The organism is Tolypothrix sp. PCC 7601, from assembly GCF_025677855.1.
Classification (GTDB): Bacteria; Cyanobacteriota; Cyanobacteriia; order Cyanobacteriales; family Nostocaceae; genus Aulosira; species Aulosira diplosiphon.
On record NZ_CP064879.1, the window covers coordinates 5,561,611 to 5,576,007 of the forward strand.

The following is a 14,397-nucleotide window of genomic DNA, read 5'->3' on the forward strand; positions in this document are numbered from 1 at the left end:
AGGTTATCGAGGCTTGGGAGCTTGTGTATTGTTCCGCGCGGGAGCCTTGGGTGCATTGGCATTATTATCTCTAGGCAGAGTCTTGATATATTCTCTAGATTCTGGAGATGGCACTAAAACAACTTGATTCAGCCAAGGATCGTTTTTATCCTGTAATGTTTTAATGACTCCGTCTACATCAATCACCTGAATATCAGCCTTGGGATATTTTGGCTTGACTTGGCTTAATAAACCCTGTGCGTCTTGCTTACTTAAAAACAAAGGAATCAACTGCTGTTCGTTAGCAGTCAGTTTAATCGGTACATATCCTTGATCTGGCGCAAATCTCACCGCGAAAATCGGCACACTCTTAAATTGATCTACTTTTTGACCGCTTTGGCGTAGCAAGTCCATTGCCCCTTGGATTTCCTGATCTACAGGTTTAAAGGCAAATAAAAGACGGTTGGGTTGGTTTTTGCTTTGTTGTAATTGCTGATAAATTACCCCCAGAGGCACTGCTGTCACCTGGAGACTTTTAAGCATGTCTTGAATTTTCGGATCTTTTTCTTTGGTATTTCGCAAATCGTTGATAAATTTTTGGGCTTCTTGTCTGCTCAAGTAAACTCCTGTCACTGAGCCACCAGGTTTTTGTCCGTTTTGGTTTTCTGGTAAAGGACGGCTGAGGGGTAAACCTTTGTCATTCGTCACCAAATACACAGGTACGGAATCTAACTTGTCTTTTATTTGCTGTTCAGACAATGCCAGCACTGGTATATTGCCTGCAAAGACTGATCCTAGGAGTGTACTGCCGACTAGACCTAATGTTGCGCCCCAGCGAACCAATGATTTCATGACTACTCCTCGTGTCAACAATTTAATTCTTTCAAGCAAACAGTTGGATTTGCAAAACCAACTTGTTTTAGTTATATAGCAATCCCTTAAAAATGTGAAAAATTGCTGCTATCTATTGCATGTAAATAGACAACCCTCAAAAAGTAATATTCTCCAATAATTTAGGATTGCTACAGGATCGCCTTCACCTATTGATGATGCTTAAATGCTGCTTACTCAATGTTAACTAGGCTATTTTTGCTCTTGGGCAGAAAATGCCGTAGATGCTTATTATATGGTGCGATCCAGACTGGATAAATTGCTCAAATTATTTCAGCGCTAAATGTCATTTGATTTTCTTTACCCTGCTATAAATGACGACATTATATAGTGAATCGTTCCAATTGCCTTTAATTTCAAATCTACTGAAATTTATCTAGCTATGTATAATATTCAGGCTCTAGATAACTAGCTCCTAAACTGACAATTTAGTCTACAATCGCTCACACAATAGCCTAAGAGCAACAAAGCTAAATTACACTTCTCCGAAAAAATATCTAATTTAGCAGCACATATATTCGACAAAACAAACCCCCAATCAATCATCGATTTTTCTTATTCAATAATTAAAAAACCGTAGCTCTACTTATGGAACTACGGTTTTTTGAATTTAATTCCAATCGGGATGACAGGATTTGAACCTGCGGCATCCTGCTCCCAAAGCAGGCGCGCTACCAAGCTGCGCTACATCCCGTTAGTGAATCTATCTTTCAGTTGCGTGATCGCATTCTAAAAAAGTAGCTTGAGCATTGAACAACTACCAAAGTTTACTAATCAATTTGCTAGATGAGCAAAGCACTATGCTGATTATATCAGACTTAGCAGATATTTGCTAACTTTTTTCTGCATCTGCCAATAATCTAGATTCTACCAGCTTTTAGCACCCATAAATAATAATTAACGCCAACCAAGCTTAACCATCAAGGTAGTTGCTGGCATCCCAAATAAACCTTTAAAACTAATTTTTAGAAGATTCTGCCTATATTAACTAAATTAGAGTGGCAAGTTGGTGATTTCTCTAAAAGATTTAATGAGGATACCAGAACATACCTTTTATACCTTCTGGGTCGGCCATAAAACCCATAGTCCGATAAAAATCGACTACATGGGGGTCAGCAAAGAGAGTCACATTGCTAATCTCTTCGCTTCTGAGTTTTTTGAGGACATATTTCATCAACGCTTTCCCCAGTCCTTTCCCTTGAAAGTCTGGGTGAACTACCACATCCCAGATTGTGGCATTAAAAGCATGATCGGAAGTAGCGCGAGCAAAACCAATGAGCCGCCTTTGGTTTCCTCGTACCTGCCACATGGTGGCGACGAGAAAACTATGCTCAATAGCTTTTTTAACTTTTCGCAACGGACGACGCGACCAACCAACGGCATCACAGAGTTCTTCGAGTTCATACAAGTCAATCTCTCGCTCTGTGCTAAAGACGATGCGATCGCTACTGGGGCTAGAGTTGCCCATCACATCCGCACTCATCTCTTCAAAGGCACCTGTTCTGGTTGCCGCAGTAGATTCAGAAGTACTAAACCAAGTTTTCCAAAAACCCATGCCAACGCGGTTCGGGTAGTATAACTGAATTGGTTACCACTATAAATAAAGTGGTGATTCACGTTTCACAAAGCCAGTACCATCTAGTATCCCTCACACTCAAGGTTATTTTGGTGTTTTGCGGATGCTCAATGGCAACACTCTGCTAGGGCGTGTTTCGCACCAATCATTTTCAACTTTAGCATTTTGTTGCAAAGCTAGGAGAAATTCACCAAAAGGGAAAGATAAGTAGAGTGAATTTTATATAAGGATTAATGACTGAGTATGAGAAATGGGCAAATAATTAGTCGCCAGCGCCTATCTTTATATATATGGAGAAAAATTATAGGTAACCGTATACTGCAACACTTGAGGCGTACTGATTTCTATCCAGCGCATTTATTTCGTGGAGTTACCCAGTCCTTAGTGCCCATTGTTAATCTCTCTTTTCCTAGCCCCAGTTTCTAGTCCCCAGTCTCTTGTTGACTTATCTTGCGAGTCTTACACCAAAGATGGCTTCTGGTTTAAAATCTTCCACACTTGAACTTCTAAAGCGCTTTAACCGAGCGTTTCCCCAGTTTTATGAACAGTTTGTTAGTAGTGAAATTCAACTACAAAACCTACGATTAGCCTACCGTCTCTATAAAACCAGACGCGCCGTAATCGAGTTGAAACCGGAAGGTAGTAAAAGTGCCCTACATTTTGCCTACCGTAACCAGTCTTTTCTCCTCAGCGATATTTTTGGCGTGCTGGCGGCTTATGGGCTAACAATCCACGGTTTGAGCTTATACGGGCAAATTCGAGCGCCGATGCTAGTTTTTATCAAGCTGCTAGTGTCTCGCGGTAGCAAAGCTTTGACCGAAAAAACCGCTGATAATGTCTGTCGAGCAATTCGCGAGGCATTAGGAGGACGGTTTGAGGTAGAAGAAATGCTGGCTGTAGAATTCAATCTCGATAGCGGCTTAGATTTAGTACAGACAGAATTTTATGTCGATCCGGTTTTTCATCTCCCAGCCCTAGTTATTGAGGCTGATAACCAACCGGGATTATTCTACAAAGTCATGTACGCCATCTGGCAGGAAGACCTGTTGGTAGTCAACGCCAACTTACTAGTTTGGCGTGGACGTACAAGGCTGATTCTGTATTTGCTGGGCCCCAACGAAAGCTTGATTCCCGAATATTTAGGTCACAAAATTGCTGAAGGAGTCCGGCACCGGTTATTAGGTAAATAAATTAAGAATTATTAATTAAGCAGGAGAAAATTTTTCTACTTTGGCGTTTCTCCTTCATCCTGTAGCATTGCGTATTTAGTCGTACCCGCCCTTAAAGGTACGATATTAAGTATGGCAACCATCGAAATCTTGGGCGTTCCCCACGCATACGAATTAACAGCTCCCACCTCTTGCCCTCATACTTTAGTTTTTATCCACGGTTGGCTAAATAGCCGTGGATACTGGCAGCCTGTTATTTCGCGGCTGTCATTAGATTTTCAGTGCTTGTCTTACGATTTACGGGGTTTTGGCGAATCGCAGTCCCAACCAGAAACAGACTTTAATCGGGAACAAATTTCTATAAATCTACCTCCCACTCCCAGTAATCCAGTTGGCTCCAGCTTCGATCCTCTATATACTCCATCTGCCTACGCTCAAGATTTAGCAGTTCTGTTGCAGCAGCTAAATATTACCAGTGCTTGGCTGATCGGCCACTCTTTAGGTGGGACGATCGCTCTTTGGGCAGCAGCACAAATGCCTGATTGTATTCAGGGAGTCATCTGTATCAATGCCGGTGGTGGTATTTATCTCAAGGAATCCTTTGAGCAGTTTCGTTCGGCTGGGCAGCGATTTTTACAGATGCGTCCTCGCTGGCTATCACAAATACCTTTGATTGATTTGCTGTTTACCAGAGCCAGTGTAGCGCGTCCTTTAGAGCGTTATTGGGCACGTCAGCGCGTGATTGATTTTGTCGTAGCCGATCCAGAAGCAGCTTTAGGATCGCTGTTAGATTCGACCACCGAAGAAGAAGTTAACCGCTTACCACAATTAGTCTCCCAACTGAAGCAGCCAGTTTATTTCTTAACGGGAACCAATGACAAAGTTATGGAACCCAAGTATGTTCGCCACCTAGCTAGCTTTCATAAGCTATTCCAATACTCTGGAGACAATGTGATAGAAATTCCTGATTGCGGTCATTTGGCAATGTTAGAACAGCCAGACGCGGTGGCTAGTCATATTAGCTCAATTGTTGGAGCCTAGGGATGAGGGAGCAGGGGAGGAGAGGAAGCAGGAGAGTAATAACTTATACCCGATGCCCAATGCCCAATGCCCAATGCCCCATGCCCACTAACCTTGTTGATACAACTTCATCACCTGAGCCAGCGATAACCTAGATTCTACGCCTAGCGTTAGGGGAGAGGTATGCCCTCGCGATAAATGTTCGGCGGCAGCACAGGCAATCATGGCAGCGTTATCAGTACAAAATTTTAAGGGCGGGAAGAGGACGCGCAAGTTATGCTCGGCAGCTGCTGCTTGTAAGTTTTTTCTTAATCCACTGTTGGCTGCTACACCTCCGCCTACAGCAATTGTACTGAGTCCATAATCTAAGGCACAGGCGATCGCTCTTTTGGTAAGCGATCGCGCTACAGTTTCTTGAAAGCTGGCTGCAACATCGGGGATAGGGATGGGAGTATTATTCTTCTCTAATTGCTGCACTAACCGCAGTACAGCCGTCTTCAAGCCGCTAAAACTGCCGTCATAGCGATGATATCCCCCGCCAGGGAGGGAAACTTTGCCTTCTGGCAAAGCAAAGGCTTGAGGATTGCCTGTCTGTGCCAATTGATCAATTACTGGCCCCCCTGGATAACCCAGCTTTAACAGCCGCGCTATTTTGTCAAAAGCTTCTCCTGCCGCATCATCACGGGTTTCTCCCAGAGTTTCGTAAATACCACAATCCTTGACATAAATCAAGCTTGTATGTCCTCCCGAAACGAGTAAGCTAAGGAAAGGGGGATTTAAAGTTGGCTCGCTCAAGTAAGTTGCGTAAATGTGGCCTTCGAGATGGTGAACTCCCAAGAATGGCTTTTTTTGGATGATTGCTAAAGTTTTGGCAGCAGTTAACCCTACCAACAGCGCGCCGACAAGTCCAGGGGCGCAGGTGGCGGCTATGCCATCAATTTGCTCCCAGCTGAATTGGCTTTGCTCTAACGCTTGCGCGATCGCCCAATTGATCGTTTCTAGGTGCTGGCGAGATGCTACCTCTGGTACTACTCCGCCATACTGCTGATGGATGGGAATTTGAGAAGCTATGATGCTGCTACAAACATGACGATTGTTAACAATTGCTACGGCAGTTTCATCACAGCTAGTTTCGATTGCTAAAACGGTTGCCATTGCGACACAAGAATTATGAGTATTGAATGGGGAGTCTAAAGTCCTGGGTTTTGGCGTTCAGTGATCAGCCTTGAATATGCTCAAATATTACGAAATTTTACTCGGCAGTTGGCACGCTGAACTCAGAACTCAATAGAAACTTAGTTGAGAAGCTTTAACTTTTATTTACTTAAACTTTACTCGGTTCCCCGGCAAGAGTATGATGACTTGCTAGTTATCTAAATAAACACTGTACAAGCCGCTTCGTTTTGTACAAAAAACTTTTTGTTTTGTAATAAAAGGAAACAACTCCATGCGACGATTGTTTGCTTTGGCTTTAGCGATTTGTCTTTGGTTCAATTTTGCCCCGCCTGCGAAGGCACTGGGGGCTGATCTGAAACCATGTGCAGACACTCCCGCTTTTCAAGAGCTAGCAAAAAATGCCCGTAATACTACCGCCGATCCCCAATCAGGCCAAAAACGGTTTGAGCGTTATGCCCAAGAATTATGTGGCCCTGAGGGTTACCCCCACTTGATTGTGGATGGTCGTCTCGATAAAGCAGGTGACTTTTTAATTCCCAGCATTCTCTTCCTTTACATTGCTGGTTGGATTGGTTGGGTAGGTCGTACTTATCTACAAGCCATCAAAAAGGCATCTGATACTGAACAAAAAGAAATCCAAATCGACCTCGGTTTGGCGCTACCAATTATAGCAACAGGCTTTGCTTGGCCTGCCTCTGCTATCAAGGAATTGCTCTCAGGTGAATTAACCGCTAAGGATACAGAAATTCCCATTTCCCCACGCTAATTCATCACCATTAATTAACTTGTTTTGGAGGCTAAATTCATGGCAGACAAAGGCGATAGCTCATCGTATTTGATTAAGTTTATTTCCACGGCACCTGTAGCTGCTACCATTTGGTTAACAATTACAGCTGGGATTTTAATCGAATTTAACCGCTTTTTCCCAGATTTACTTTTTCACCCATTACCATAAATTGAAGACGGTATTTTCATAATTTGAATTTGTTGTCTTCTGTCTTAATATCCTGTAGTTATATACTTCAACCTCATGGGGTGAAAATATAACTACCATAGGGTTTATCAATAAATGAAACTCGTAATGCTGTCAACAGGTTGCGAGTTTCATTTATTGAAATTAGCTAAATTAATTTTTCTAAACTTCTCTGCCAAAAATCACCGTTAGATACAATTATTATTAATATGAAACTGCCAACAATTCTAAATTTAGAGGCAACATAAAATATGCAAGCAGTAGATGCATCCAAAAATAATCCCAGCGATCCTAGAAATCGTGAGGTTGTTTTTCCCGCAGGACGCGATCCACAAATAGGCAACCTAGAAACACCAGTTAATTCTTCTCCCTTAGTGAAGTGGTTTGTTGGTAACTTACCCGCATATCGTCCTGGTCTCACTCCATTTAGACGTGGGCTAGAAGTTGGTATGGCTCATGGTTACTGGTTCTTTGGCCCCTTTGCTAAATTAGGCCCACTGCGGAATACACCCAGTGCTGACTTAGCTGGCTTACTAGGAGCAGTCGGCTTGGTTGTACTTCTAACCGCTGCTTTGTCTTTGTATTCTCACAGCAATCCTCCCAAAGCACTTGCTAGCGTTACCGCTGGTAATCCTCCAGATGCTTTTACTAGCAATGAAGGCTGGAATAACTTTGCCAGTGCTTTCTTAATTGGTGGTATTGGTGGTGCAGTAGTTGCTTACTTCTTAACAATTAATTTGGAACTAATTCAAGGCCTAGTAGGTTAAATTTACCTCTTTTCATCCCAGCAATTGCTGTAGCGGAAGAGAGCGAACATGGGGCATAGGGTATGGGGTATGAGATATGAGACAAATATCAATGCTCTGTTCTTTATGCCCCAAGTATTTTGCTGGCTGTTCATACCGTCTTGAATTGGCATGGACAATCAAGCGCCGACTAACTGTAATAAAACCAACAAGGACAGATAAAACAGCTAGACTGTTTTATCTGTCCTTTTATCTAGTAAATTGTGAAAGCGCTCAAGCTGGGAATAAAAATGCCAAATTACCCGAATAAATCTGCTTCTAGCGCATTTAAAGCGGTTTCAAAATCGTCATTAACGATTTGAACATCAAATTCATCTGCTGCTTGAATTTCTTCTTGAGCGCGGCGCAGACGACGAGCGATCGCTTCTTCAGAATCTTGAGCGCGACCGCGTATCCGCTTTTCCAGTTCATCGAAGGAAGGTGGCAAGATAAAAATGCTATGGGCACTAGGGAAAGAAGCACGAATTTGCCTTGCTCCTTCCAACTCAATTTCTAGTACCACTAACTTTCCAGAATTGACCTGGTTAAGCACGATTTCACGGGGTGTTCCGTAGTAATTACCAGCAAATTCTGCCCATTCCAAGAATTCGCCTTGGGCCACTAATTGTTCAAACTTGCTACGGCTCACAAAATAATAATTTTTGCCGTTGCTTTCGCCAGGACGAGGAGAACGAGTCGTCATGGATACAGAATAATAGAGTTCCGGATGACGTTGCAAAAGTACACGCATTAAAGTACCTTTGCCAACTCCACTGGGACCAGTTAAAACAATCAGCCGACCATGAGGCAGGCATTCTTTAGTAGTAGCAGCACTCTGGATGGGTAGAACTTGCATCATCCGCTAAACCTGTAAATTAATCGATAGACGGGATTTCTTAGTTTAGTATTTGTTAACTTGTAACTTTCGACTAAGAAATTAGTAACAGGGGTCACATAAAATATCGTCTAATTCACATAGTACTGCCGATGTGGTGCAAATAGGGTAGGGCTAATAGCCCACCCTGATTTAATTTTCTACATTTTGATGTTCGCGGGAAATTACGAAGCGATTCGCTACAGTTTCTGGTTGAATCGCTGACAAAATGACGTGGCTGGAATCGGTAATAATCACAGCTCTCGTCCTCCGACCATAGGTTGCGTCAATCAGCTGACCTCTGTCGCGGGCATCAGTAATGATCCGCTTAATCGGTGCAGACTCTGGACTAACAATGGCAACTACGCGGTTGGCAGATACGATGTTGCCAAAACCTATATTAATTAGTTGAATTTCCATAAATAAACGGATACCAAATGGTATGTGAGCAGTCAGTACATAATTATTTCCATGTTATCCCTAAAAAATTCGAGTTACAACGCTTAAATTAACGTTATTCCTAGTTTTTATATAAAAATTGCTATCTTTAGCGATTTCTACACTAATTTACCCGAAAATCATCCTAAAGATATATGCAAAATAAACCTTAGACAAATTATACTTACACGTCTTTTTTAATACATAAACCTATTAATACCAATTCTTGACAATTTGGCAACAGGTTCCCACCCTCAAACCTAGATTAGGTGAGATTTTCGTAATAACGGGTTGGTATAAAAATTTTATCGGCGCTTATACTAATTAAAAACCTATTTTACACATAATAATTTATACAAACACACCAATATATGCTTATGTTTATCTGTTTATCGCATTTGATTTTCAACCTGGTATCAGGGTAAAAACAAAAAAGTAAGGGAATTACAGTTTCTCCCTTACTTCAAGTTTGTAAATCATCGTTAGAAAGCTTAGGTCATAAATTTTTTGAATTCAGTTTAGGGACTTCCAGAAATTAAATTATTCAATCAGCAAGGGCGAAGGTATTGAGCAAATTCTTTCTCTCCCTCTGCTGGCCCTGCTACCCCTAGCGATTGGTGATTTTTTTCTTTGAAAGTCCCTTAGTGGTGCTAGTTGTTACTTCTTGCCACCGTTGTCGTAGTTGCTGCAAGTTAGGAGTATGGCTACCATAACGCCACTTCACATAGGCTTGACAAATTTCATCAATTATCTGGGCGTTACTTGGGGCATGATGCTGGTAAGCAACTCTGGCGTACTCTAAGGGTGTTTGTGCCGGATGTTTGCCTAAACCTTGTTTTGCTGTCCATTGCAGCATTTGTTGATAAAGGCTTTCCATTGGTGATAATCTTTTTAACCATCGACGGTTCAGCCACTCGCGCCACTGTACCCAACCCAGCCAAGTAAAGAAAGCAGTTGTGGTGGACAAGATTAAGCCAGTCAACACACCTAGCCAACCCTGAGAGAATAAAGCAAAAAACCAAGCGATCGCTTTACTCAAAGAGATAAATATTGTCCCAAATAGATAATCCAGCCAGCCTTTAACAGGAGAAGGTAACCAGCCAGCCACCCAGCGCCACAGTTGATTTAGGACGCTAAAAGTCTGAGTATCTTCTATTGATGGGGGTATAAGCGGATGGTTAGGAATTGGATCAAAGGCAAACCAGCCATATTTAGGAAAGTAAACTTCCGTCATGGCATAGGCATCTGTATTACGGACAACATACATCCCCGTAAACGGATTGAATTGTCCTGGGCTAAATCCTGCTACCAAGCGTGCAGGAATGCCTATAGAACGCAGCATGATTGTGAGTACTGTAGAAAAGTGGTCTGGGTAGCCTCCTTGGTACTTAAACAAGAAAGTATCCACTAAATCTTCTTGATCACCTAAATAAGGTAGCCCTAAAGGATCATCGGGAATAGAATAGTTTTGTTTTAAGTACTGGGCTAGGTAAAGAGTTTTTTCATAGGCAGAATCTAAGGTTTTATTTGACTTACCTACTCGTTCACGATTGTAGTTAGCGAGTATTTCTTCCGTGCGTTGTTTAACTTTTTCGGCAATTTCTGGGGGAATTTGCAGATAATAATTTTTGATGCTTTGGGGATATTTAGTAGAGGCTTGTCCTAAGTTAGTGCGATTGCGGTATGGTACTTCCGAAATGACTGTATAGGTGAGATCCTCTGATAATGCCACAGGCGATCGCAAGCCATTTTCTTTATCGACAGCGATGATCGATGTGGGAAAGTAAATTTCTTTGGGATAACTTAGTGCAGGGATTAAGTTAGGTAAATCTGATACAACCGTATAAGTTTGTACTATCTCTTGAGTTTTGCCCCCAATAATTGGCCTCGGTAGAAAAATTTGGTAAGACCAAGGCGATCGCCGCAGGGTGGTAACATCTTCATTGCGAGATACTTCCCAGCCTTTACCTGTATAGCGATCAAATGCTAATACGCGCCAAAAACCCTCAGCCTGCGATCGCACCCGCATCACTACCTTGGGCTTCATTGCGCCCCGCAGGTTTTGGTTCATTTGGCTATTAAAGCCGTAATAAAAATTATCATCTATTTTGCCTGGTTGGCCGTTTGCGCCTTGGCCATTCCCATCACCATTGTTACCATCGCCTGGATTTTTGCTATTACCTTGACGGACATAACCAGGATTAATAATGCTCCGACCTGTAAAATTACCTTTAATAGGAATAGAAGAACTAACAGGAAAAGTACGTAATTGATAACCAGGAAATCTCGGTAAAACCGCAAAAATCGCCAGCCCTAGAGCCACAATTAATGTAAATAGTAAAAAATAAAAAGGTAAAAGAGAAGATAATTTTTTCTCTTTTACCTTTGCTGGTTTCAGGTTTAGTTTCTCCAAGCCCAGTCTAGAGCGATAATCTTGGACTAAAGTTGGCAGTGCGATCGCTAAAAATAACAACAGCACAGGCGCAAATGCTAAAGTCTGACTCAGGGTTGCTGCCACCCCTAGTAAAATGAGCCCAATGACAATTGAATAGCCCAAATCTTTTCGACGGGGCGTATCAAAGCTGTGGAGTATTTGAAGTTGAATCAGCAACTCTGCTAAACCCAACCGGGTATCATTTAATTCCCCTAATAACCGCCCAAAGAAAGCACCCAGTGCTACTAACATTCCTATGGCAATGCAGAACTTGACTGTAATATTGGCATTGCGGCGACTACGGTAACTCCAAATTGCACCCATAACACTTACAGGAATAGCCCAAAGACTAAAATTAGTCTGGGCAGCAATATCAGTTGCCCCAATTCCCGTAATTACCAAAGCTAACACTAGCACCCGTAAGGCAATTGAATCTTCCACTTCTATCAAAGGCGACTTCTGCTGATTTTGCCGCCAATCGTCATGTCCTACAGGTAGACGCCAAAACCGATTGATCCTGGATAAGTTAAACATTTAAAGTACGAGCCAAGCGATGATGTAGACGCTAAGACACTATGCTGGGTATGGAAATTAACTAACCTACCTCCAGCTACTACCCTACCCTACTCTATGGAAATGCCTTTAGCGAATGGGAATTTCCTAAGTAAAGTGGTAGCAAAATATAAATGCCTCTCTGTGAATCTACGCGTCTTGTGCTAGGTTCTACCAATCAATATATGTTTGCGTAGGCTCCTTCAATACCGCTTGTTGAAAAAAAAAGATAAGTTTCAAAACCAGGATAATCTGCAATTATCTATTGACGTTTATCAAACTAGGGTGCTAGTAATGACCATTTCACTTATGTTGGATTAATCACAAACAAAAGTGGCTGTTGGTCGATTTCTGGGAAATCCACTTCTAAGGTATAAGTTTGGTTAATGTGCTGGCAAGGTAATTCTACAATCAAGCTTCCCACACTAGAAGACTGGGCTACGGCTTGGGTACCATTACCTTGAAGTTGGAAAATACCTCTTGTGGGTAACTCACCTTGAACCCGCAGTTTTCCTTTCTGGGATTGGTATTCAATTTTCAGCTTCAGAACACCCACAGTAGTCAGCCATTCTCTTTCTACCACTGAATTGGTGAGTGAGATGGGTATAGTTAAAGTCTCTAGTAGTTGCTTAACTGTGAGTAACGACAACGCCATTTGTTGAGATTCTTTTAAATCTGAATAATCGTTCTGAAGATTAGGCATTGTCTCCAGTGCTTCTACAGATCGAGAAGGACTTCTCAGAACTAATCCAGCTATGCTGTTGAGGTTGTTTAGGGTTTGAGTATCGCTAGGAAATAACTCTTCCACAGCCTGAACTAATTTTGCCCCCAAAGGTAGGGAAGATGTCAGTAATACTTGACATTTTGCTAACAACTGACGGAAAATGCTTTCCGGCAGAGTAACTGGCAAATTCAGCTTTGACTGTTGTGCTATCCAACCCCAAGTAGGAACAAAAGCTACCGATGGTTCGTCGGCGTAATCGGGGTAGTCTACTAATTGTGTTTCCCAAGGGAATAAGGGAGGACGGTTTTGAATTTGAAGTTGTAACCGGTGTTTAATGACGGCTTGAAAACGTTCTTGCACAGTAGGAATTTCTCCCAATTGAAAGGTTTGGGGTGTCCCACCCAACTCTTGCCTCCCACCTTCAAAGCCGGCAGTTTGCTTAAGTGGGTTTTCCACCCCGTTAATTTCCTGACAATCTACCGAGGAGAACTCAGTGGTGGTGACATCTTCTGCCAACACCAAACTAAGTAATTGGTGATGAAAGGATTCTGAGTCACTATTCATGAGTAGATGCACCTGATCCGGACACTAAAGAGTTACGAATTTCCCAAGCTTGTTCAAGAATTTTAAACCAGCGTTTTTGTAGTTGAGCCATAGACAAACCTAAGGTTTTGGCAATTTTTTCATCAGGTTCTCCTTGCTGCTTCATATCTAGTAGAGACCGCTGTTTTTCATCTAGCTCTGCTGTATATGCTTGCCATTGCTGGGGAGTCAAACCTAAATTCGTAGGTAATGAAGCTTCCAACCATTCATGAACCAATTCCCAACGATGCAACAAGGCAAACCGAATTAAATGATATTTAAACCTTTGTTGTAAGTAATCCCTCTGGCGAGGGGTTAAGCCCAAAATCGACTCTATTTCCTGTGCTGAGAGATCCTGAAGGCGGAGGCTGAAGTAATCGGCACAGTCGTTTTGTTGGCGTTGTTCCAGATAATTTAATAGTTCTGTAATGACAACAGAGCGTAGTGTGTCTTCTTCGGGTTCTGGTTCTGCTTGCGTAGCCATTGCCGAACGCAGTTGTTGTACTGCTGGTTCTTCCCAGGAACCATCAGCCTCGTTAGCACTACCTTCTGAGGCTTGTTCAATGTCTACACTGGTTTCTGGAGGTTGCTGTTGCGAGAAGGTTTGCGCTCGAAGAATAATTAGCTGCTGTTGTCGTCCTGGCAAAGGTATCCGTCGCTTACCATAGCGCTCGGTAAATGCCATGTATTCTGCCAATTCCAATAATGTTTGGGGGCGATAGGCACTACCCAATTGATTTTCGCGGCGGAAAGCGTTCAAAGCCTCCAAATAAAAGCTCTGTAGGAAATCTTCAATGATAGTTAACCGCCCTTGATAACTCAATTGCTTCTGAGGCGGGTTAATATAGCGATAAATGATGGCACTTAAAGTGCTATGTAGTTCGACCCTACCCCGATTTGAACCCAACTGATAGTATCTAATACACTGTTGGAGTCGGTGTTTAGCTAGAGTCATCGCTGAATTTTCTATAGCACCGGAAGCTTGAATACGTTTACTCTCGGTGCAAATGCGGTATACTTCGGCGGCAATTCGTGTTGCCACATCATGGCAATTCCGTTCCGAAGCTTTGGTTGACTGTTTAAGCTCCTTGAATAGGAGTTGAAATATCACCTCCACGCCGATAGAATCTTCTCCCTGAATAGTTGCGGTTGCGGCTGAATTCATAGTCTCTGTTTTTAAAAGACCCTAACATACTTAAACACAACCTGTACGACCGTGGGTGT

Annotated in this window: 13 protein-coding genes and 1 tRNA gene; 5 read left to right on the top strand and 9 right to left on the bottom strand. The window is 42.4% G+C overall.

Annotated elements, in window-relative coordinates; translation table 11 throughout:
* Nucleotides 1-3: 3 nt before the first annotated feature.
* The 3 genes from HG267_RS22810 to HG267_RS22820 all read right to left on the bottom strand — a co-directional run bounded on the left by HG267_RS22810 (nucleotide 4) and on the right by HG267_RS22820 (nucleotide 2,425).
* On the bottom strand, nucleotides 4-831 hold the full coding sequence (locus tag HG267_RS22810; protein ID WP_045868117.1) for a Tic22 family protein: 828 nt from the start codon (nucleotides 829-831) through the stop codon (nucleotides 4-6).
* 659 nt (nucleotides 832-1,490) lie between these two features.
* A tRNA-Pro gene (locus tag HG267_RS22815) sits at nucleotides 1,491-1,564 on the bottom strand.
* A gap of 333 nt (nucleotides 1,565-1,897) precedes the next feature.
* Nucleotides 1,898-2,425, bottom strand: a complete 528-nt coding sequence (locus HG267_RS22820; protein WP_045868118.1) for a GNAT family N-acetyltransferase — start codon at nucleotides 2,423-2,425, stop codon at nucleotides 1,898-1,900.
* A gap of 491 nt (nucleotides 2,426-2,916) precedes the next feature.
* Here HG267_RS22820 and HG267_RS22825 point away from each other — a divergent pair, with 491 nt between their 5' ends.
* Nucleotides 2,917-3,636 carry a hypothetical protein gene (locus tag HG267_RS22825; RefSeq protein WP_045868119.1) on the top strand — a complete coding sequence of 240 codons (720 nt, stop codon included), beginning with the start codon at nucleotides 2,917-2,919 and terminating at the stop codon, nucleotides 3,634-3,636.
* Between the two features lie 111 nt (nucleotides 3,637-3,747).
* On the top strand, nucleotides 3,748-4,656 hold the full coding sequence (locus HG267_RS22830) for an alpha/beta fold hydrolase (RefSeq protein ID WP_045868120.1): 909 nt from the start codon (nucleotides 3,748-3,750) through the stop codon (nucleotides 4,654-4,656).
* Nucleotides 4,657-4,743: 87 nt separating this feature from the next.
* On the opposite strand, the gene tsaD is transcribed toward HG267_RS22830, so the two are convergent.
* Nucleotides 4,744-5,790, bottom strand: coding sequence for a tRNA (adenosine(37)-N6)-threonylcarbamoyltransferase complex transferase subunit TsaD (gene tsaD / locus HG267_RS22835; protein ID WP_045868121.1), 1,047 nt, complete (start codon nucleotides 5,788-5,790; stop codon nucleotides 4,744-4,746).
* 292 nt (nucleotides 5,791-6,082) lie between these two features.
* Between tsaD and HG267_RS22840 the strand changes: the two genes are divergently transcribed.
* From HG267_RS22840 to HG267_RS22850, 3 genes are all read left to right on the top strand, one after another.
* Nucleotides 6,083-6,577 carry a photosystem I reaction center subunit III gene (locus HG267_RS22840; RefSeq protein WP_045868122.1) on the top strand — a complete coding sequence of 165 codons (495 nt, stop codon included), beginning with the start codon at nucleotides 6,083-6,085 and terminating at the stop codon, nucleotides 6,575-6,577.
* 39 nt (nucleotides 6,578-6,616) lie between these two features.
* A complete protein-coding gene (psaJ, locus tag HG267_RS22845; protein ID WP_045868123.1) occupies nucleotides 6,617-6,766 on the top strand; it encodes a photosystem I reaction center subunit IX in 150 nt (49 codons plus the stop codon).
* A 269-nt stretch (nucleotides 6,767-7,035) separates the two neighbouring features.
* Entirely contained in the window at nucleotides 7,036-7,551 is a 516-nt protein-coding gene (locus HG267_RS22850) for a photosystem I reaction center protein subunit XI (RefSeq protein ID WP_045868124.1), read from the top strand.
* Between the two features lie 277 nt (nucleotides 7,552-7,828).
* On the opposite strand, the gene gmk is transcribed toward HG267_RS22850, so the two are convergent.
* The 5 genes from gmk to hetZ all read right to left on the bottom strand — a co-directional run bounded on the left by gmk (nucleotide 7,829) and on the right by hetZ (nucleotide 14,338).
* Nucleotides 7,829-8,428 (bottom strand): guanylate kinase, encoded by a 600-nt coding sequence (gene gmk, locus HG267_RS22855; protein WP_045868125.1) that lies wholly within the window; start codon nucleotides 8,426-8,428, stop codon nucleotides 7,829-7,831.
* 168 nt (nucleotides 8,429-8,596) lie between these two features.
* Nucleotides 8,597-8,863, bottom strand: coding sequence for an extracellular matrix/biofilm regulator RemA (remA, locus tag HG267_RS22860; protein ID WP_045868126.1), 267 nt, complete (start codon nucleotides 8,861-8,863; stop codon nucleotides 8,597-8,599).
* 625 nt (nucleotides 8,864-9,488) lie between these two features.
* Nucleotides 9,489-11,849, bottom strand: a complete 2,361-nt coding sequence (locus HG267_RS22865; RefSeq protein ID WP_045868127.1) for a DUF3488 and DUF4129 domain-containing transglutaminase family protein — start codon at nucleotides 11,847-11,849, stop codon at nucleotides 9,489-9,491.
* Nucleotides 11,850-12,174: 325 nt separating this feature from the next.
* The gene (locus HG267_RS22870) at nucleotides 12,175-13,155 is read right to left on the bottom strand and encodes a PatU (protein ID WP_096621908.1); all 981 of its coding nucleotides are present in this window, start codon (nucleotides 13,153-13,155) and stop codon (nucleotides 12,175-12,177) included.
* On the bottom strand, nucleotides 13,148-14,338 hold the full coding sequence (hetZ, locus tag HG267_RS22875) for a heterocyst differentiation protein HetZ (RefSeq protein WP_045868128.1): 1,191 nt from the start codon (nucleotides 14,336-14,338) through the stop codon (nucleotides 13,148-13,150). The genes HG267_RS22870 and hetZ overlap by 8 nt, the downstream gene beginning before the upstream one ends.
* Nucleotides 14,339-14,397: the final 59 nt, after the last annotated feature.